Annotated in this window: 15 protein-coding genes; 3 read left to right on the top strand and 12 right to left on the bottom strand. The window is 47.9% G+C overall.

The annotated features are described in order from the left end of the window. Positions 1–274 precede the first annotated feature (274 nt). Together YC6258_RS13120 and YC6258_RS13115 are read left to right on the top strand one after the other, a co-directional pair. Positions 275–1,552: an Hsp70 family protein gene (locus tag YC6258_RS13120; RefSeq protein ID WP_044617386.1), complete on the top strand. Its 1,278-nt coding sequence runs from the start codon at positions 275–277 to the stop codon at positions 1,550–1,552. A 234-nt stretch (positions 1,553–1,786) separates the two neighbouring features. Then, complete coding sequence (locus tag YC6258_RS13115) at positions 1,787–3,205, top strand: adenylate/guanylate cyclase domain-containing protein (RefSeq protein ID WP_082070699.1); 1,419 nt, start codon at positions 1,787–1,789, stop codon at positions 3,203–3,205. A 36-nt stretch (positions 3,206–3,241) separates the two neighbouring features. Here the strand turns inward: YC6258_RS13115 and queF are convergent, their stop codons facing one another. From queF to YC6258_RS13100, 3 genes are read right to left on the bottom strand one after another with little or no spacing between them, the layout of a single operon-like run. Next, entirely contained in the window at positions 3,242–4,075 is an 834-nt protein-coding gene (gene queF / locus YC6258_RS13110; RefSeq protein WP_044617385.1) for an NADPH-dependent 7-cyano-7-deazaguanine reductase QueF, read from the bottom strand. A 10-nt stretch (positions 4,076–4,085) separates the two neighbouring features. After that, positions 4,086–4,853 (bottom strand): ABC transporter permease, encoded by a 768-nt coding sequence (locus YC6258_RS13105; RefSeq protein WP_044617384.1) that lies wholly within the window; start codon positions 4,851–4,853, stop codon positions 4,086–4,088. Then, on the bottom strand, positions 4,850–5,782 hold the full coding sequence (locus YC6258_RS13100; protein WP_044617383.1) for an ABC transporter ATP-binding protein: 933 nt from the start codon (positions 5,780–5,782) through the stop codon (positions 4,850–4,852). The genes YC6258_RS13105 and YC6258_RS13100 overlap by 4 nt, the downstream gene beginning before the upstream one ends. Positions 5,783–5,853: 71 nt before the next feature. On the opposite strand from YC6258_RS13100, the gene YC6258_RS13095 reads away from it, so the two are divergent. Beyond that, positions 5,854–6,738, top strand: a complete 885-nt coding sequence (locus YC6258_RS13095; protein WP_044617382.1) for a TIGR01777 family oxidoreductase — start codon at positions 5,854–5,856, stop codon at positions 6,736–6,738. Here the strand turns inward: YC6258_RS13095 and YC6258_RS13090 are convergent. From YC6258_RS13090 to zwf, 9 genes are all read right to left on the bottom strand, one after another. After that, complete coding sequence (locus YC6258_RS13090) at positions 6,718–7,959, bottom strand: DUF4032 domain-containing protein (RefSeq protein ID WP_052830264.1); 1,242 nt, start codon at positions 7,957–7,959, stop codon at positions 6,718–6,720. The two genes, YC6258_RS13095 and YC6258_RS13090, sit on opposite strands and share 21 nt — an antisense overlap. Before the next feature lie 262 nt (positions 7,960–8,221). Further along, positions 8,222–9,316, bottom strand: coding sequence for an ABC transporter ATP-binding protein (locus YC6258_RS13085; protein ID WP_044617380.1), 1,095 nt, complete (start codon positions 9,314–9,316; stop codon positions 8,222–8,224). A gap of 175 nt (positions 9,317–9,491) precedes the next feature. Beyond that, positions 9,492–11,696, bottom strand: a complete 2,205-nt coding sequence (gene malQ, locus YC6258_RS13080) for a 4-alpha-glucanotransferase (protein WP_052830263.1) — start codon at positions 11,694–11,696, stop codon at positions 9,492–9,494. Positions 11,697–11,806: 110 nt separating this feature from the next. Continuing rightward, complete coding sequence (locus YC6258_RS13075) at positions 11,807–15,043, bottom strand: phosphorylase b kinase regulatory subunit alpha/beta (RefSeq protein WP_044620014.1); 3,237 nt, start codon at positions 15,041–15,043, stop codon at positions 11,807–11,809. Between the two features lie 360 nt (positions 15,044–15,403). Then, complete coding sequence (locus YC6258_RS13070; RefSeq protein WP_044617378.1) at positions 15,404–16,042, bottom strand: bifunctional 4-hydroxy-2-oxoglutarate aldolase/2-dehydro-3-deoxy-phosphogluconate aldolase; 639 nt, start codon at positions 16,040–16,042, stop codon at positions 15,404–15,406. 21 nt (positions 16,043–16,063) lie between these two features. Next, on the bottom strand, positions 16,064–17,074 hold the full coding sequence (gene glk, locus YC6258_RS13065) for a glucokinase (RefSeq protein WP_052830261.1): 1,011 nt from the start codon (positions 17,072–17,074) through the stop codon (positions 16,064–16,066). A 15-nt stretch (positions 17,075–17,089) separates the two neighbouring features. Continuing rightward, positions 17,090–18,910: a phosphogluconate dehydratase gene (gene edd / locus YC6258_RS13060; protein ID WP_044617377.1), complete on the bottom strand. Its 1,821-nt coding sequence runs from the start codon at positions 18,908–18,910 to the stop codon at positions 17,090–17,092. Between the two features lie 20 nt (positions 18,911–18,930). Continuing rightward, complete coding sequence (pgl, locus tag YC6258_RS13055) at positions 18,931–19,626, bottom strand: 6-phosphogluconolactonase (protein WP_044617376.1); 696 nt, start codon at positions 19,624–19,626, stop codon at positions 18,931–18,933. A 107-nt stretch (positions 19,627–19,733) separates the two neighbouring features. Further along, a complete protein-coding gene (zwf, locus tag YC6258_RS13050; RefSeq protein ID WP_044617375.1) occupies positions 19,734–21,209 on the bottom strand; it encodes a glucose-6-phosphate dehydrogenase in 1,476 nt (491 codons plus the stop codon). Positions 21,210–21,247: the final 38 nt, after the last annotated feature.

Below are 21,247 nucleotides of genomic sequence, written 5' to 3'. Positions count from 1 at the left end.
AATAATTTTTCATTCAAGACATAAAATATCAATATAGCTAAAAAACAAACAAAATTTCGCAATCACCTGCCAAGGCAACCACCTTATAATGTCTCTCATCCGGTGGCAGTCCCACACTGACTGGCTTATCCAGCCCATCAGTGTTTTCCGTCAGCCTCACGAAGACTGACCGGGACTCTCCGGCCACTTCCACCACAATTATCCCGTCACCATTGCATTTTCATTTTCCACCTGTATTATTCCGCGCCCTTTTTTATTCAGGCTGGAGACCGACATGTCACTGTGCGGACTGGATTTTGGCACCTCAAATTCAACCATTGGGGTAATTCAAAGTGATCAGGCGGTAATGGTGCCTCTGGAGCAGCACCCGATTACAGGAAGCCCTGAAACCACCTTACCGAGTGCCTTGTTTTTCGATTTTCACAGCGATGAAATATCTTTTGGCCGCAAAGCAATAGACTCCTACACCAACGGTCACTTCGGTCGCTTGTTGCGCTCTATGAAAAGTATTCTGGGATCCAGCCAGATGGAAGAAGGCACTCAGATCAAGACTCGCAAATATCTGTTTAGCGAAATCATCGCTTTTTTTCTGACCAGTCTGAAAGAACGCGCAGAAAGCTTCTGCCAGCAGGATATCGATTCCGTTGTGCTTGGGCGTCCAGTCCATTTCAACGACCACAATGCCGAACTGGATCGTGTGGCAGAAGAAAAACTTCGCACTATTGCCGAATCCATTGGCTTTAAAAACATTTCCTTCCAGCATGAACCTATTGCCGCGGCCCACGATTACGAGCAACAAATTAAGCAGGAGGAAATCGCCCTGATCATCGACATGGGCGGTGGTACGTCTGACTTCACCATTTTCAGGCTATCCCCATCCCTGAAAAACAAAGCGGATCGTCATGATGATATTCTGGCCAATCATGGTATCCACATTGGTGGGACCGACTTTGATCGCCACCTGAGTCTGGCTACCGTCATGAACCAATTTGGCATGCATGTTCAGTATAAGGATAAACCTGGTGTGGAAATGCCAAAGCATTTCTACGTGGACCTGGCCACATGGCACCGTATTCACTTGTTGTATAGCCGGAAAACCCTGTGGAGTCTGCAGGATCTGAGATTGCGAATGGCAGACACCCGACCGATTGATCGACTACTAAAACTGATTCAACAAAAAGACGGCCACCGCCTGGCTGCTTTGGTGGAACAGGCCAAAATTGACCTGTCTGCGTTACCACAGACAGACATTTCTCTGGCCTTTCTGGAAGAGTCGCCTTCGTTATCATGCTTAGTCACCGGGCGTCAGTTGTCAGATGCAATCGATCATGACCTGCAGCGGGTGTTTCATGCAATTGACGAGACCTTGAATCAGGCCGAGCTCAAACCGGGAGATATCAGCACTATTTTTACTACCGGTGGATCAACCGCTTTACATGCGGTAGATCAATACATTCGCTCACGCTTTCCGAATGCAACATGTGTTCAGGGGGATCTTTTCAACAGCGTAGGCAAGGGACTGGTACTGGAGGCACAGCGGCGTTATTGCTGACAAATAGCGCTTCTGCAATTTCGGGTAATTTCCTTGCCCTTTGAGCTGAACGATATACTATAGATCCGGTTTTTAACTCTGTTAACGGGGAAACTCTTTACCGCAGGCAATAGTAGCATTATTGTCATTTCCCGAGAAAATCAGTCATGTTTATGTGGCTGCGGGGCTATTTCAGGTAAGGTCCCGAAAATGTTTCCAGGCTCGCATGCAGATTAGGGCTAATTGTTTTAAAGCATGAAACTTAAACAAAAACTAAAGAAAGCAAAAAAAGTTGTCAGCGATAATCAGGAAACCGACCGCTTTCCCATTACACCGGAATACAACAGCCGTACGATAGCCTATCTGACAATTTCAGCCAGTGCTGTTACCGGAGTGTATGCCGGTTATCTGTCAAACCTCTATATATTGATGGTTGTACTGGCATTGGTTTATCCCCACCTGGCCAAATTTCTGACTGCCCCGATCCGGGAAAAATATACCGCTCAAGTGGTTTACACACTGATTCTCTTTGATGCTGTTATGTATGGTGCCGTATCTGTGCTACTGGGCGCATCCCCCATACCAACAATGCTCCTGGCTATCATGGCCAATGCCTCGTTTATAACCACAGGCAAAGCTTTTTCCTATATTTTCTGTTTATTGTTTATGGCTGCAGGAGCACTGGCCACATTCTATTTAATGCCCAACCAGCTTCAGATCATGGGTGACGCCCCCGACAGCATGGCCTATGTGTTCGCAATCGGGGTAGGGATTTATGTTGGCGTCACCGCTTACTATAACCATAAGCAATCGCGCATGCTGCTTGCTGCCAAAAACCAGATGCAGCAACGAAATGAACAGTATCGCCGGTTGTCACAGAAGCTTTCCAAATACCTTAGCCCCCAGGTCTGGCAAACCATTTTTTCCGGCAAGAAAGACGTCAAATTGGAGACTCATCGTAAGAAACTGGTGATTTTCTTTTCCGATATACAGGGCTTCACTGCGTTATCAGAGGAAATCGAGCCGGAAACTTTGACGGATATTCTGAACCGCTATCTCACGGATATGTCCAAGATCGCCCTGAAACATGGCGGCACCATCGATAAATTCATAGGTGATGCCATCATGGTCTTTTTTGGTGACCCGGAATCGAAGGGGTTGAAGAAAGATACCGAGGCGTGCGTATCCATGGCCATCGAAATGCGTCGCCATATGAAGGTCCTCCGCCAGAGATGGCGGGCTCAGGGTCTGAAAACACCATTGGAAATCCGTATGGGCATTAACACCGGCTATGCCACTGTAGGTAATTTCGGTGCTGAGTCCCGTATGGACTACACCATCATCGGCAAGGAAGTGAATCTCGCCGCCCGACTCGAAAGTGCTGCCGATGCAGGAGAAATTCTGATCTCCTACGAAACCTACAGTGTGGTCAAAGACACCATACTGTGCCGCGAAAAAGGCCAGATTCATGCCAAAGGTTTCAGCCGTCCAGTGCCGATTTACCAGGTCGTCGATTTCCGCCGTGACCTTGGTTCCCAACAGTCTTTCACTGAGTATGAGTTTGATGGCTTTTCAATGCATCTGGATCTGGAGAAGGTCAAAAACTACGAGAAAGACAGAATCGTATCGGCACTGGAAAAAGCTGAAAAACTGCTAAAAGAAAAGCTGCTGTAGAAACCGGCATCGCGCCGGCTTCCTCAATCGCGACAACTATTGTCGCAACAATCTGAGATTGTCCGATGTTACCGGGTGCATCGATCGGGTTGGATTGATGTCAAGCCCTCCTCTGCGAACATAGCGGGCACTCACTTTTAACTCAGTCGGCTGACTAAGTTTCAATATGTCCATAAACATCCGCTCCACACAGTGTTCGTGAAACTCCGTATGCTGCCGAAACGAGACCACATATCTCAGAAAACTCTCAGGACAGATCCGTGGGCCTGTATAGCTCACAATGACACTCCCCCAATCCGGCTGACCGGTAACCGGGCAATTGGACTTCATCAGATGACTGACCAGGGTTTCACTGACCACATCATCCGGTGAAATTTTCAGCAACTGAGGATCAGTCGTGGAGTAGACATCGATATCTACATCCAGCTCGTCCACACAACAACCCTCAACCGAATGTATTGTTCCAAACGGCTGCAACGCATTTTCCAGTGTTAAAATGTTAACTTTGACCTCAGAACCCGCGGCTTTGCTCAAATCCTTTTCAATGGCTGCCGTAACCGCACCAATATCATCAAAGCGTGTCTGATTGAATGAGTTCAGGTACAGCTTCAACGATTTGGATTCGATCAAACAGGGCGACTGCGCAGGAATAATGATCTCCCCAACCGCAACCACCGGCTTGCCTTTGTTGTTGAGCCAGGACAACTCCCAGGCATTCCAGACATCAAAACCATGGAATGCTAACTCCAACTTCTCAGCGCTCAGGGTTGAACGATTATTGGCCCGGGCAATTGGAAATAACAAAGATGGGTCATACTGGTCAACGTATAACGATGTTTTACCTAACGGGGCATCTCTCAAATCAGCCATACTCGATATCCTAGTTCCGTAACCCATAACCACGGTTCAACAACACCCAGGCCCATGCATACAGCACACCCGTGAATAATATGATCATCAGATAAGCAACATAAATATTGATGTCACTGACGCCCAGAATACCGAAACGAAACGCATTCACCATGTACAGTATCGGATTCAATTTGGACGCCATCTGCCAGAAATCCGGCAATAGGGAAATCGAATAAAATACTCCACCCAAATACGTTAAGGGAGTCAGAATAAATGTCGGGATAATGGAAATATCATCAAACGTCCTGGCAAATATGGCGTTAATAAAACCACCAATGGAAAACAACACCGACGTCAAAGTTACCGTAGAAACAATGACAAACATGTTATGAACATGCAAGCTGGTAAAATACAGCGACAACACAGTAACTATCAGCCCGACCAACAGTCCACGACACATACCTCCGATGATGAAACCCAACAGAATCGTATTATTGGAAACAGGTGATACCAGCAACTCCTCGATACTTTTCTGGAATTTATTGCTGAAAAATGATGACGACACATTGCCATAGGAGTTGGTGATAACAGACATCATGATCAGTCCGGGAACGATATACTTCATGTAATCGAATCCCCCCATGTCCCCAATCCGGGAACCCACGAGGTTACCGAAAATAATAAAGTACAACACCATCGTGATCGCAGGAGGCAACAGGGTCTGCTGCCATATTCTCATGAAACGACGAATTTCTTTGGTGACAATGGTTTGAAATGCAACCCAATTTTCCTTCATGCCCGACTGCCTCCGTCTTTTTTGATTAAATCCACGAATACTTCTTCCAATCGATTGTTTTTAGGCCGAACGCTGGCAATTTCGACACCGGCTGCGGTCACTCCGGCTAGTACGGCGTTCAATGACTGCTCTTTCTCCAGATCAAATTCAATCAAGGATGGCTCGGACTGGCGTATTGAAAACTGGTCAATGATGGCTTGAGGCAATTGCTTGGGCTGCTTGAAGTCCATCACAAAGGTGGTTTTATTTAATAGCAACAGTAACTCTTTGGCGGACGTGTTGACGGCTATTTCCCCTTTGTTGATGATGGCAATATTCCGGCAAAGACTTTCGGCTTCTTCAAGATAATGAGTCGTCAGAATAATCGTTGTACCTTGTTGATTAAGCTCCCTCAGAAAATCCCACATGGTCCGTCGAATCTCAATATCCACACCGGCGGTCGGTTCGTCCAGAATCAACAGCTTGGGATCATGAACCAATGCCCGGGCAATCATTAAGCGGCGTTTCATTCCACCGGACAATGCTCTAGCCGGTTCGGAACGCTTATCCCACAAATCCAGCTGTCGAAGCCATTTTTCCACTTTTGACTTGGCTTCTTTACGGGTCAGGCCATAGTAGCCGGCCTGCTGCATAACAATATCGTAGACTTTTTCGAAATGGTTAAAGTTGAATTCCTGAGGTACAACCCCAAGGTTCCTCTTCACCTGATTACGCTGGTTGTCCAGATCATAACCATAAACAGAAACCTCACCGGAGGTTTTGTTAACCAGAGATGAGACAATACCAAGAGTGGTCGATTTACCGGCCCCGTTCGGGCCCAGCAAAGCAAAAAAATCTCCTGATTGGACCGTAAGATTGATACCTTTCAGAGCCTGAAATCCGTTATCGTAGACTTTACGGAGATCCTGAATACTAAGAGCTGCTGTCATTGATAAACTCGCGCGCTAAAACAAGCGCCTATAGATTGGGTAGGAAGCATACAATTTCAACCGAGGTTTGCATGAAAGTACTCATTACCGGTGGAACCGGATTTATCGGCTCAACCCTGACTAAAAAATGGGCCAAGGACGGGCACCATGTGACAATCCTGACGCGTCAGCAACTAACCAATCGTGAAACAATCAGATATGTTTCCACCTTGGATGATATCAACAGCGAAGAAATATTCGATGTCGTCGTAAATCTGGCGGGCTATTCATTGTTTCAACGTCCCTGGACTAAATCGGTAAAACAAGAAATCACCGACTCCCGTATTGTCACCACCAAAGCATTGGTCGCCTTAAATCAACGATTACAACACCCTTTTGGCATACTGATCAGCGGTTCCGCCGTTGGCATTTATGGTAATCAGCATAACCACTGGCTCCCGGAAGATTCCCACCACGGACAGCATTTTGGCGCACAGCTATGCGAACAGTGGGAGCAGGAAGCATTGCAGGCCGAACACCAGGGTACCCGGGTCTGTCTGATTAGAACCGGCATCGTCTTGGGCCCAGGCGGCGCACTGCAGCGAATGCAGGCAGCTGCCCGGTGGGGAGTCATCAGTCCTATAGGATCAGGTCTGCAATACTGGCCCTGGATCGATATTGACGACGAGGTCAATGCGATTGATTTTCTCGCCCAACACCCACAACTGTCAGGAGCGTTTAACCTCTGCTCCCCCAACCCGGTCACCAATAGCGAATTTACCAACGCCCTGGCGAGTACCATGAACCGTAAAGTCCGCCTGCCGGCCGTTCCCGCCTGGATTCTGAAAACCTTGACGCTCGGTGCCGGCCAATTGCTGATCGACAGTCAGCGAGCAGTCCCCAGCCAGCTGTTGGGAGCCGGATTCAAGTTTCAATATGAAAACCTGACTGACAGCCTATTGCGCTTCAGTCGTTAGGGCTCGCAGCTTCAGGACGTTTTCAATGTAGGACCGTATGGCCTCTTTCAGGCCGATGTCGTGATGAAAACGCTCGGACATATACCAGCGATGTTCCAATAATTCGTGGTAAAGCTCTGCCGGATCCAATCCGCCACGAAGATCTTCAGGTATAGCATCAATGGCCGGTTGATAGATTTCCGTCAACCATTTGAATGCTGCCACTTCCCTGGGAATGTGGTAATCATACTCACGATTGATCCGGGCCCGGTACTGATGCAAGTCGTTCAACAACCGTTTAGCCTGATTCTCCTGAACATCCAACCCCGTCAAACTCTGCAGTTTACGGCGATGGTGCCAGGGCTCTACAACGTTGACGGTCATCTTCACCTTTTTTCCTGACTCCAAGGTGTTGATTTCCATTTCCTCGACGTTGTAACCCAGATCATTCAATCGTCGAATTCGTTTTTCCACTTCATGCTGCGCGGCAGTATCAAATACTTCATCACGCGTCAGTTCATCCCATAAAGTGTTATACCGCTCCACCAGAAAATCAGTCAGATCTATAGGATCCATATTCAGCGGTAACAACCCAGCGGCCTGAAGATCCATCAGATCGCCAGCAATATTGGTATGAGCGAGTTCCAGATCGTACTCGCGTCGGTGTTGTGTCATGTCCGGAACAAATGACGCGGTTTCAGCATCCACCAGATAAGCTGCCATCAACCCGGCATCACGTTTAAACAACGCATTCGACAAAGAACAATCGCCCCAGTAGAAACCAATCAAATGCAGTTTTACCAGCAAGTCTGCCAGCGCATCCAGCATCAGGTTCAGCTGATAACGATCAATGCCGTTTTCAATGATGACCCGATATGGAAGAGTCCCACGCAAGTATTCGGTGATCAGCAACGCCCGATCACTCATATCGTAATATTCTTCAAGCCATGAAACCTTGGGAACCTCTTTATCCCGGTCAGTAATCAGACCAACAGCTTCCACTACCGGTAAACCACGCTCTTCCAGCTCTTTCAACATACTGTACTCATGCTCTGCCACCTTGCGGGACAATTCCTTCAAAGCATAAACACGGTTCTTGTGGCTGATAAACTTAACGACATTCCGGTGGATGCCGTGTGCCACTTTCACAAAATGCTGTTCCGGCCACTGAGTCAAGTGCAAGGACCACGGCAGGCTGAGATCTGTAAGATAATGGCCGGGGGAGGATAATTGAAACTTCATATACAGTCCTGATCAAAACACGGCTGACACACCGAAAACCGTTAATTAAAGCAAAAAAATAAATTAATCCCTATTTTAGTTCACACTTCATGATTAAACCCACGTCAACTTCTTAAATTATCTATGAAAATTTTTGAGTGCGAAAAATATCACCAGCACGAATACTGAACTGAAGCTTATAAAAACCACTGGGGATAGAAACAAATAAACTGAGACAAAAAAACCGGGGTCTCCCCCGGTTTCTCAGGTGAAATACTTGACGTTAGAGTCTGTTTTCAGTTTCAGCATCAAAGATATGGATTTTAGAAGTGTTCACATCCATTTCGACAGCATCACCTGCTGTAGGAATTTTATGTGCATCCATTTTTGAGATGATCTGATGTTCTACACCATCAACCCGCAAATGCGCTACCACTTCATGACCCAAGGTCTCAATAATTTCCACAGTACCTTTCAACTTGGCAGTGGTAGCCCAGTCATGCTCGTCCTCAGGGCGGACATGCTCAGGGCGGAATCCAACAACCACTTTTTTGCCCTTGTAGTTACTGACTGATGCTTTCCAATCATCGGGGACAGTCATCGTCAGGGATGGGTGCGTAATCGTCTGACCATCATCAGAAACCGTCATGGTCAGAATATTCATGTTTGGAGTACCGATGAACTGCGCCACAAAAACATTGGCCGGGGTATCGTATAACTCCAGCGGGCTGCCAACTTGTCTCAACACCCCATCATGTAATACTGCAATACGGTCACCCATGGTCATGGCTTCGACCTGATCGTGCGTTACGTAAACAGAAGTAATGCCGAGTCGTTTCTGCAGCTTACCGATCTCTGCACGCATTTGTACACGAAGCTCTGCATCAAGGTTGGATAATGGTTCATCAAACAGGAAGACGGATGGTTTACGAACAATGGCTCGTCCCAGTGCAACCCGTTGACGCTGACCACCGGACAGTGCCTTAGGCTTACGGTCAAGCAAGTGAGACAATCCAAGAGTTTCAGCCGCTTCGTTAACCAGGCGATCAATTTCGTCCGAAGGCATTTTACGCAGGCGTAAACCAAAGGCGATATTTTCCCGAACAGACATATGCGGATACAACGCATAGCTTTGAAATACCATGGCAACATCTCGATCCTTCGGGTGAACATTGTTGACCACACGGTCACCAATATACAGCTCACCATCAGACACTTCTTCAAGACCGGCAATCATCCTCAGAGTGGTCGACTTACCACATCCCGAGGGACCTACCAGCACCATGAATTCTTTGTCCTGAATTTCGAGGTTTAGATTCTTAATAATATTAACATCGCCATAACTTTTAACGACATTATCAAATTTAATACTCGCCATGATATTTCACTCTTTGTTGTTATTTCAAAATGGAATAAAACGCGGAAAAAGCTCCTGCGCATATGATGTCAGACTCCAAAAAACCCTCTATTTAAAGGGGTTAGGAACCTCAGAACTTCAAGTCTACGGCTTTTGGCTACAGCTCGGCAAGCTTGAAACCAGGACACCGGTAGATCTATTGATCCGACACCTGTTTTCGAGTGTCAGATATCTGCCAACAGAATTTTTTTATTTGTTCATCTGCAAACAATTGTTGAACACTGACGGCCAGTTTGCGTCGCCAATTTGGGTATTCTGTACTGGTCCCTGGCACATTAACCGGTTCCGTCATCAGCATCAGATCTTCCAATTGCAGTGCAACCAGTTGTGAATATCCGGAACTAAGATAACGATGAATTGCAAGGTTCAAATCCATATTCATGGAGACAATGTCGTCCGCTTGTCTGGGATATTCAGGCGGCAAAAAACCACGCTCGTGCAATGCATTTAAAATCTGCTGTCGGGCCCATGCCCGGGTAGCATATTCGTGTCGGATAACATCGTCATTTTCGAATAACTGCAGGCGCTCCCTGAGCTTCAGGTCTTCATAATTCCAATATGCGGCCAATGTCGGCATATCGTGATTCACCACAATAGCAAGGGCATTCCGAGCGTATTCCTCCGGCCGCGTACAACCATGCCCGGATATTTCAAAAATAAACACTTTATTTGAATAAAGTCCGGCACCGGGAAATGCCTGCTGCACTTCGACAGGAACGGTGCCAAGATCCTCAGCAATAATCATGCATTGGTTACGCTGGCTTTCCAGCAACAGAATGCCAAGCATGTCTTCAAACGGGTAATGAATATAAGCCCCTTCTGCTGCGGTCTCTCCAGGAGGACACCACCACAGGCGAAACAGCGCCATCGCATGATCAATTCTTAATGCGCTACAGGCACGCATATTATTACGTACCAAGGTAATAAACGGCCGATATCCTTCATTCCTGAGCGCAACAGGATCCATTGGCGGCAGTCCCCAATTCTGGCCCAGAGGCCCAAGTGCATCCGGTGGCGCACCAATGCTGATCTGCTGACAGAACGCTTCCGGGTTGGACCATACTTCCGCACCACCACGGTCAGCACCAACAGCGAGGTCCCGATACAGCCCCAACCCCATTGATGCCGTTTTGGCAGCATCATCGGCCCATTGCAATTGCTCATCACTGATAAACTGCAGGTACTGATAAAACAAAATCTCTTCTGCATGAGACTCTGAAAATTTTTGCACTTCGGTTGAATGAATATCGAGGAACATTTCAGGCCAGGATGCCCATCCACACGCTGCTGGATTCTGCTGATGAAAATATTCAGACAATGCTTCAAACAGACAATGTTGAAACAGCGGCAATCCCCCCTCATCCAGGAACTTTCTGAAAGACAGAAACCGCTCCGTGTGACGGTTGACATGATGCTGCCGGAACGTTTGAAACAACAACCTGAAAGCGTGCTGCTTTAGTTCAGACACCCGGGAATAGGGAATCATTTTCTCAGCTCTCAATCGGGCCAGTTCCGACTGGACCTCGGAACTGTTATACCAGTCCTGTAACTCCATATTCTCAGAAAACTCAAACACTTTCAGAACATCAACATACAGTGGGTTGAGAAAGTTACGGTTGGAAGGGCTGTAAGGACTGACATGCTCAGCGTTGACTGGATATAAAGCATGGATAGGGTTCAGGCCGACAAAACCGGCTCCCAGGGATGCGAGTTCTTGAATCAGCTCTATCAGATCAGAAAAATCACCAATGCCCCAGTTGTGCTCACTGCGCAACGAGTAAAGCTGAATGGCTGTTCCCCATATTTTTTCATTTCGCTGCAAGCAATCATTTACATAACCAACCGCTGGAGTCACCGCCAGCATCACTGAAACAGAGCCTGTTGGATAAGTGAGTTCGAGAGAATGATAGCCAGGCGCAATATTCTGAGGTAACGGAATTGTCCGCTCTTCAATCACAATCCCATCCATTTCATGTGACTGCTGCAACGGTGACTGCTGAAACAGATACTCCGGCAATTGAACCTTTTCACCAGACTCTAACGTCAGGCACAGGCTGACAACCACACCATTGCCAGCAGGCAGCCGAACCTTTATCTCAGCATTCAAATGTGGTCTCAGTACCACTATCGGGTCACAAGGATGCAACCAATATTGACGTTGTAACTTTGTAATCGCACGCTGAACAGCTTCATCTGAAGAACAATCGATACCCGTTGCTGCAATCAAATGAAGCATCCGTTGTGGACTGATCTCCGCAGTCTGACCTTTATAGTCAACGTACGTCCTCTTAAACCCAAGCAGTGATGCCAGTTGCCAGGTCAATTCTTCCGAGTTGTTCACATGAAAACTCTTTTTAGCAGATGAAATATGTAACGTTTGTCATCGTCGGTAATAACACCTGACAAACCGCTCAATAGCACTCCAGAATCAACACATTTGAGATATTCACTTCAATGATGATCATAAACCGTCTCGCCCTCCCCTCCATCAAGCAATTGGGCATGATCATTCTGACGAATCAGATATTCAAAAGATGTCTGTACCGCCAGCGCAACCCGATAAGGAGGAAGCTGATAAAACTCCTGCCAGGCTTTACCCCGCTCGGCATTGTACTGGTCAGCATCATGATCTTCCTGATTTATCCAGTTCAGTCGGACCGCATGACCCAGAATCACCTCTACCACCAGCAAATGCGGCACTCTGAGATCAGGATTCATTTTGAATAAACTGCACAATGCCTGAATCACTTCGATGGTCATTTGCCGGTAGGAATTGGTACTGATGCGAATCAGCATTTTTTCGATCAGGTTGGCAAACTGCGCCTCCCCACCCGTCATGGAGTTCAGCGCAATATCTGAGTCCATCCGGGTACGGGAGTCGAATCGATCCCCCAGAACAATTCCATGGCAATGATTCAGCAGATTCCAGAGGTCCGAAAAAAAGTTATCATGAAAACGTGGAATCAACCCCTGGACTTCGCGCCATTTTTTCCAGTCATTTTCCTCTCCCAGCAGAGGGTCGTCTTTACTGTCAAAATGGACTTCACAAATAGGACCATGATGAGTGGCCGGTAAGGATTCCTGAGCAATCAGGCGCTGAACCGACACTTCATAGTTTTCCAGCACCTTGCGTACTCTGTCGAATAAATCATAGGGGCTTAACGAGCACAGTAACTCAAAGGCATCAGACGGAGCCAATGCCTGTTCAGATTGCAATTGCGACATGATGAGATGCATGAACTGGCCCGGAATAAAAGTCTTCATTCCTTGAAACAGCGCCGGCTGGTCTTTCAGCAGTGCCGCCATAAATACGATGATCTCCTGGTTCAGTATGACTTCACGATCATCGTAACCGGTATTCTCCTGAATCAACCTCAAGATTTCCCGGTTGTCGGGGACGCTGCGCAACATACCTTTGTCAGAATAGGAGCGCCCTACCACCAAAGACTTCTGCCTTGCCACAATTTCCGCCACTGCATCTTCCAATCCATGCCAGTAGCGTCCAAGCGCACCAGCGGATTTTCGAACCACGTTCCATACCTGCTGATGACATGCTGTGTCGTACACTTCATTCAGCAACACCTTTAACGTGACTCTGGGGGCAATGCCGATTTCTGCCTGCATCCCCTTTCTGGCCACCAACTCCAGCAGAATATCCTGCTGCTCATATAAATTGACCGATTTAATCAGGCTGCTGATCAGTTGCTCATCAGAGCGATCCGGTTGTAACAACGACAACATGTCATGGGCAATTGGCGTGCATTTGTCCAGCGTAAACGTTAACCACTTTTTGGCTCTTCTCGGCGATAGTGAGTAATTATCCGGCAATTGGTAATCATGCAACTCATCGATACGCTCCACCGAACCACTGTCAATGAGTTCCAGCAGCGGTCCGGTAATAATCTCCACGGCTTCGATTTCGTTACGAAAGCACTGCCGGGCAAACTCATAAACAGCCTCTACGTCCGGTGCCTCCAACATATCCCTCGTCACCAGAATCACCTGGATCGGCTTCTGTGGCTGACACCAATGCCGGGATATGTAGCTGAGCTCGCTTTTAATCTTGGCAAAGGTAAAACGGTTGTCGGCACTCAAATGGAAACGGGACTGGTTCTGGATATGGGACAAAAACAAACAGGTCTCACCCTGCAGCTGGTAAAACTGTGCCGAAGCAAGAGAACGCGCACGTCTGGGTGGTCTGCCGGTCAACCCCATTTCCCGGTCCTGACCGAGAATGGCAAACAGACGCGGAAACTCCATCGCACTCAGAATCCTGACAGGCTCCACATCGGACTGTGTTTCGGAATAAATTCCCTCACCAGCCAGAGCTTCTTTCACAAACTCGTCTTCTGCTATAAACGCAACCTGTATCGGATTCTGCATACGCCGTCCGATACGCTTGTGGGTCCTGAGGGGATCAATATCGTGCTTATCCAGTAACTGTTCGTGAATCAGGCAACCCAGCACATACAAACTCTGAGTCCAGACCAATGGGACATTCTGATTGGCAACTCTGGCCTGAGAACCTGGATCATCTTTTTCTGCCTCAATTCGATCATGAGGCACGATATACAGTTCGGGTAACAGCAACTGACCATCTTTTTCCACCCGCAGGCGATCAAGCCGGTCACGGTAAAAACGGATCTGCTCGGCATCCTCACGAAACAGAGCATCCAGATACAGATAGGTAAAAAACAATGGCCACTCGGATTCGATATGTTCAAAGTTTTTTAGCTCATGAAGTTCATAATGCAGTCGATTGTGGTCCTCAATAGCAGTTTGATGACCATCGCGCAGGAAGCGCTTACATCCGTAAAAGCCAGCCAGCTTGGCAAGAATTTCAGACCGTGTTTTTTGTACCAGGGATTTTTTCTCTACAGCAAAGGCAGGGTAACCGATGATGGAAAGGCAGGCAGCGTCCACTTCCTTGGACCAGGATTCGCGTGGCAACAAATGCTCCAGAACTGTCCGACATCGGGCAATTTCATCGGCCAGGACATGAATGACCCCCCTCTGACCGCACGCTTCTCCCAGCAGATTAACACCGCGAATCGCCTGCAATGCAGCCTTGGCCATACCCACTGAACTGGCGTTGATTTCCACCCGGCCATTATTGATTTTATTGCCGCGCTCCCAGATTCCAAAATCGGGAGTACGATAGGCCCGGCCGATATACCAGACCAGGTTCTGAATAAAGTGTACTTCCTGTTCTGTTCGGACAATTCTGACACCAGACAATGTCATCTGCGCGAGCATCAGAACATATATGGAAGTGGCATCCAGTTGCAGATGTCCCCATTTATCGTCATCCACCACAACATCACCCGAATGCGTGGAATACTTGGCATGCAAGGCATCCATGGGGTTTTGGGTGTACTTGAATCGCTCAACTTTAGCAGCCTGCCGCATCATTGAGGACAGCAGTCCCCGCATCAACCGTACAGTGGAATTTTTCAGTTGATCGATCCGTTCCTGATAGCCGGTGGTTTTTCGGTAGGCCAGCAACAATCCCCACACAGCCTGAATGGAATATACGTTATCGCGGACCCATGCATCGGTGTAGTCACCGTGATCATTGATATCCGTACTCGCAGGAAACAAACCGGTATTCGGATTCTGACGACACAGAATAGTGCGGTCGACCATGTCAAAGTAATAATCCAGCCTTTGCAGAATATGATCGTACATGTTGTTACCACTTAACCGTTTCACTGTCACCCGGACACCTTATTACCGGAAATTTTTAACATCCCAGTCCCTGCAGGGACTGCAAACATCTGGCTGCTGAAACATATAAAAAAATATAACCCAACTACGCCGAACATCAATTGCATCAGACTAATGCCCGAGCTATCACCCACTAAGTGGCATGACAGAATACAATCTGTCAGTCAGGCAATCATTTATCGATTCAATCAAAATACGCCAGCACAGCTTCCGTTATTAATGCCCCCCATAACGACCCACCACACGTTTTATCAGGAAATCTTACCAACTGAAAAGACCTGCAATGGGTCTGCCAATTACTGCAGCGCGGGCAGCATCTGGTCAGCGTTTTGTTTTTGCAACTGCCTGTTGAGCCAGCCGGGTAATCTCGGACCATTCATGAGCTTCAACCATGGCTGTCGGAGCAACCCATGAGCCACCAACACACATAACGTTAGGCAGTTTCAAATAGTCTTCAAAATTACTTTCGCTGATCCCTCCGGTTGGACAAAAACGGATATCCGCAAAAGGACCGGCCATTGCTTTGAGGGTTTTCACTCCTCCATACGTTTCTGCCGGAAAAAATTTGAAATGACGATAACCATGCTGAAGCCCCAACATCAGTTCTGATGGCGTGGCAATGGCCGGCAGATAAGGCATGGAAACCTCTTTACCAGCACATAACAAAGCATCCGTTGTACCTGGGCTGATAGCAAAATCACAGCCAATACGATCCAGCGCTTCAAGCTGTGCAACACTTGTGACTGTACCCGCCCCAACAATCACCTCAGGCACCTGCTGTTTCAATAATGCAATGACATCCATGGCCACAGCGGTTCTTAAAGTAATCTCCAGAACTTTCAATCCACCTTCAGCCAATGCTCTGGCCAATGGTACGGCATGGTCCAGTTCCGAGATGGCCAGAACCGGCATAACAGGATTTGCCAGGTTCAGAATCTGTTCGACGTTATAGCGGCTCATAAACTATTCTCCTGACAGGATTTAATGACCATTGTAGATGTGATTCAGCACGGCCGCTGAGCCGAGTAAACCCGGCTGGGTCGATACAATCAGATAGGTTGGAATATCAACGACAAAACTGCTCAGGCGTCCTTTCGCTTCAAAACTCTGCCTGAACGCACTGTTTTTAAAAAAATCAACAAAACGTGGCAGAATACCACCGGCAATATAAACCCCACCTTTGGCACCACATGTCAAAGCGGCATCTCCGGCAAAGTGACCCAGAACGGAACACATCCGGGCAAGCGCTTCTTCACAGATTGCATCTGTCTTGTTAATCGCAGCCGCACTGATTTCAGCGGCTTTCAAAACAGCCACCTCGCCTTTGCGATAGAGGTGTAATGCCTGGTAGATATTTTCCAGCCCCATGCCGGATAGCAACCGCTCGGCTGAAACCCGCTCATACTTGGTCAGCAGGTAGCGCAGAATTTCTATCTCTACTTCGTCTGTCGGTGCAAAATGAGCATGCCCACCTTCCGTTTCTACAGTAATGGGCACGCCATGTTTGTCGAATACCAGAGTTCCCAACCCAAGCCCGGTTCCAGGACCGGTAACAACCATCGGCATATTTTCGATTGCTGTACCACGACCAATCTTGATCGCACCGCTGGCATCAAGGTGAGGAACCGAGTTGGCCAGGGCATTGTAGTCGTTGATGAACTTCAATGAATCAAATCCCAACTGCTGTTTCAGCTCAGAAACACTAAATTTCCAGGTATGATTGGTCATTTTGATATAGTCGGAATCTGTTGGGCAGGCTATCGCCATGACTCCTTGTTTTATAGGCTTTATCTGCTCTGGCAGATGCTCAAGGTATGCCCGTATGGCCTCCAAAATCCCTTCATATTCTGCGCCGTTCAAAGCTTTTGCGTAACACAGCTCCTGCTCATTCAGCTCCAGTTTTTCATCTGCGGCGAGCCGTTTCAGTGGTGCCAGCGCAAACCTCGCATTGGTTCCGCCAATATCAGCAATAATTCCAAATTCCTGGATCACAGTTTTTGTCCTCAATTAATCTTCAAATCTGAACACAGTGGCACCCTGCTCAGGGTTATTCACTGATGCGCGCATATTGGCAAATAATTCCCGCCCAAAACCAAATTCATCAGGTCCCGGTACAAACGCAACCACTTTACGCTCATTAAACTCAACCGGGTCGACGATAACCTGCAATGAGCCGGCCTCAGCATCCAGACGAATTAAATCACCATCCTTAATCTTTGCCAGAATGCCGCCCTGACTGGCTTCAGGGGAAACATGAATCGCGGCAGGCACCTTACCGGATGCTCCGGACATTCGACCGTCAGTCACCAGAGCCACACGATATCCACGGTCCTGTAAAACACCCAATGGCGGAGTCAGTTTATGCAGTTCTGGCATACCATTCGCGCGAGGGCCCTGAAACCGAACCACTGCCACAAAATCTTTGTTCAACTCTCCTGCTGCAAATGCGGCCTGCAATTGCTGCTGGCTTTCAAACACAATTGCCGGAGCCTCTATTATTCGGTTTTCCGGGGCGACTGCAGATACTTTGATTACCCCTACCCCAATGTTGCCACGCACAACCTGAAGTCCGCCCTCAGGGCTGAACGGCCGGGTAACCGGACGCACGACATCTTCATCCAAACTACTGGCACTGCAGTCCTTCCATTCAATACTACCGTTATGACCCAAAAATGGCTCCCGGGTATAACGCTCCAACCCATAACCCACCACGGTATTAACGTCTTCATGCAGCAACGAACCCGTCAGCAGTTCTCGAATCACAAAAGGCAATCCACCTGCTGCGTGAAAATGGTTCACATCCGCCTTACCATTTGGGTAAACACGTGCCAGCATGGGTACAACGGAAGATAACTCCGAGAAATCATCCCAGGTAATTTTGATTCCGGCTGCTGCTGCTGCTGCCACAATATGCATGGTCAGATTGGTCGAACCACCTGTGGTCAACAATCCCACCATCCCGTTCACGAAAGACTTTTCATCAATCATCCTGCCAACCGGCATGTAAGTACCGTTGGTAGATGTCAGCCTTAACACCTGTTGTGCCGCAGCTATCGTCAGCTTTTCGCGCAAAGCATCATCAGGATTGACGAATGATGACCCGGGCAGATGCAAGCCCATAATTTCCATCAACATCTGGTTACTGTTGGCAGTTCCATAAAAAGTACAAGTACCCGCGGAGTGATAAGAACGACTTTCCGTTTCAAGCAACTCCTGCCGGGACACCTTGCCTTCGGCGAATAACTGTCTGACTCTGGATTTCTCAGAGTTGGAAATCCCGGTAGGCATTGGTCCGGCCGGCACAAAAATGGTTGGAAGATGCCCGAATCTCAACGCTCCAATCAGCAGACCAGGCACAATTTTGTCACATACGCCAAGATACAGGGCAGCATCAAACATATTGTGAGAAAGGGCGATGGCCGCCGACATGGCGATCTGATCACGGCTGAACAGGCTGAGTTCCATACCGGTCTGTCCCTGGGTGACACCATCACACATTGCCGGAACCCCACCTGCTACCTGCGCAGTACACCCCATTTCCATGACTGCTTTTTTGATCTGCTGTGGATAATGCTCATAAGGCTGATGCGCGCTCAACATATCATTGTAAGCAGTTACGATACCCACGTTAGCCGCATTCATAAGCTTGATGGTTTCTTTTTCCTGAACACCACAGGCAGCAAAACCGTGAGCCAGATTGGTACAACCAAGTGACTGACGTACTGGAAAGTTTTCACCAGCTTTATCAATCAAAGCCAGATAACAGGCACGGCTATTCTGACTGCGTTCAATAATTCTGTCAGTGACAGCCTGGACGGTAGGATTCATAGCAGAGTCTCTGATAAAGGTTAAGCATGTGTCCAATAGACGTCTAAATCGACTATAGACTGATCGATAACAGATCTGACCGGATATTCAGTCAACGGACCTGCCTGGCAGGCCTGCTCAAATATCTGCTTTTTCTGAGCACCGGTTATGTGTAGAAACAACGATTTTGTGGACAAAATTCTTGGCAACGTCAGGGTCATTCGCTCATGGGGAGCCGTAACCGGATTGGTAGCACAACAACTATATTCTGTATTCATATCAACGGCTGCTGCCAACTGAGGCGACTGCGGGAAAAATGATGCCGTATGACCATCTCCTCCCATTCCCAGCACAACCACCGAAAATTTCTCTGGTAACTGTTGCAACACTGAATGAAGTTCAGTAACCCCTTGCTCAGCACTTGAATGCCCGTTCTTAAGTCCAATAAGCTGCGCCGCAACTGCACAGTTCTGCAACAAACAGTCGCGTACCAGCTTCTCATTGCTGTCAGCATGCTCAGGATTGACCCAACGCTCATCCACCAGGGTAACAATCACTTTTTCCCAGGCCAGATCCATTTTGCTCAAACGAGCAAATAGCCCCTTTGGAGTACTGCCTCCGGAAACCGCCATCGAGGCAACACCATTGTTATCAATATCCTGCTGTAATTGCTCTGAAACAGCGGATGCCAATGCCTGGTCCAATGCCTCAGCCGATGGGTATTCATGTAAGTTCATATGCTTCCTTAGATTCAGTATGCTTCAATCAGTACGCGACACTTATCAGCACGACTATAGAGCCGCTGCTGACAGGTCACCTGCAGAACGTCCGGTAATCATTCCGGCTACTTGCTTTCATGCCAGCTGCGACCATCTTTGGCCACCAGTTCAAAAGCCGTCTGTGGACCCCAGGTCCCGGACATATAAGTGCTGGGCAATCCAGCATGCTCAGCCCAGCCGTTCAGAATGGCATCACACCACTTCCAGGCTGCCTCGACTTCCGCCCGGTGAACAAATAACGTTGAATTACCCTTCATGACATCAAACAACAAACGCTCATAAGCTTCTGGAATCCGTTTATCGGCATACTTATCGGGCTGGGTCAGATTCAGGGTAACAGGATGAACCTCCATTCCTTTTCCAAGACCAGGAACTTTATTCATCATATATAACTGAAGGCTTTCTTCCGGCTGTAACCTGATTACCAGCTTATTGGCCATAATGTTGGAAGACTCGGGAAAAATGCTGTGCGGGACATCTTTGAACTCGATGACAATTTCGCTGAATCTTGCTGGCAGACGTTTACCGGTACGAAGATAGAAAGGAACTCCTCGCCAGCGCCAGTTATGAATATCAGCCCGGATTGCCACAAACGTTTCTGTCGTACTGTCGGGCTTCCCACCTTCTTCCTGCGTATATCCTGGAACCGATGCACCATTAGCAACCCCTGAGCCATACTGTGCCCGGACGGCATGCTCCCTGACTTCGGAAGCGCTCATGATTTTCAGAGACTTCAACACCTTGATTTTCTCAGCGCGTACAGCATCCTGATCAAGGCTGACCGGAACCCCCATCGCCACCAGACATAACAATTGCAGCATGTGATTCTGAACCATATCGCGAAGGGCACCTGAATCATCATAATATCCCCAGCGACCTTCAACACCGACTGTCTCAGCCACAGTAATCTGTACATTATCGATATGACTGTTGGTCCACACTGGCTCAAACAACGCATTGGCAAAACGGACGGCAAGCAGGTTCTGTACTGTCTCTTTTCCCAAATAGTGATCAATGCGATAGATATTGTCCTCATCAAACACTTCCGCCACACCGTCATTGATGACAATAGAAGAAGCCAGATCCTTCCCTAATGGCTTCTCAAGGACCACTCTGCTGTGCTCCGAAACCAGATTACTTGCCTTAAGTCCTCTGCAAATCGGGCCAAATAGCCCGGGCGCGGTGGATAGGTAAAATATGGTATTTCCAAGACATGCATCATTACCAAGCACTTCGGATAAATGTTGGAAAGTTTCATTTTTACTGGCATCGACTGAAACATACGAAAGACGCTCGGAAAAACGCTCCCATACGGCTTCATCCATATACTTTTCGGCCACGAACTCTTCCAGTCCCTTACGAACCATGCTCTGAAACTCAGCTCTCTCAAGCGCAGTCCGTGATGCTCCGATAATCTTGGCTGCAGGCGCCAGTTGATGGTCTTTATCCAAAAAATAAAGCGCTGGCATCAATTTACGAATTGAAAGGTCCCCATTACCGCCAAATATCACGAAATTACAAGCGTCATTGTGTAGTTTCATGCCTTTAAATGCTCTCCAAAAAAATGTCACATTAATGT

The organism is Gynuella sunshinyii YC6258, assembly GCF_000940805.1.
GTDB lineage: Bacteria > Pseudomonadota > Gammaproteobacteria > Pseudomonadales > Natronospirillaceae > Gynuella > Gynuella sunshinyii.
The sequence above is the reverse complement of the archived record's forward strand: the minus strand, read 5'-3'. Positions and strand labels throughout refer to the sequence as shown.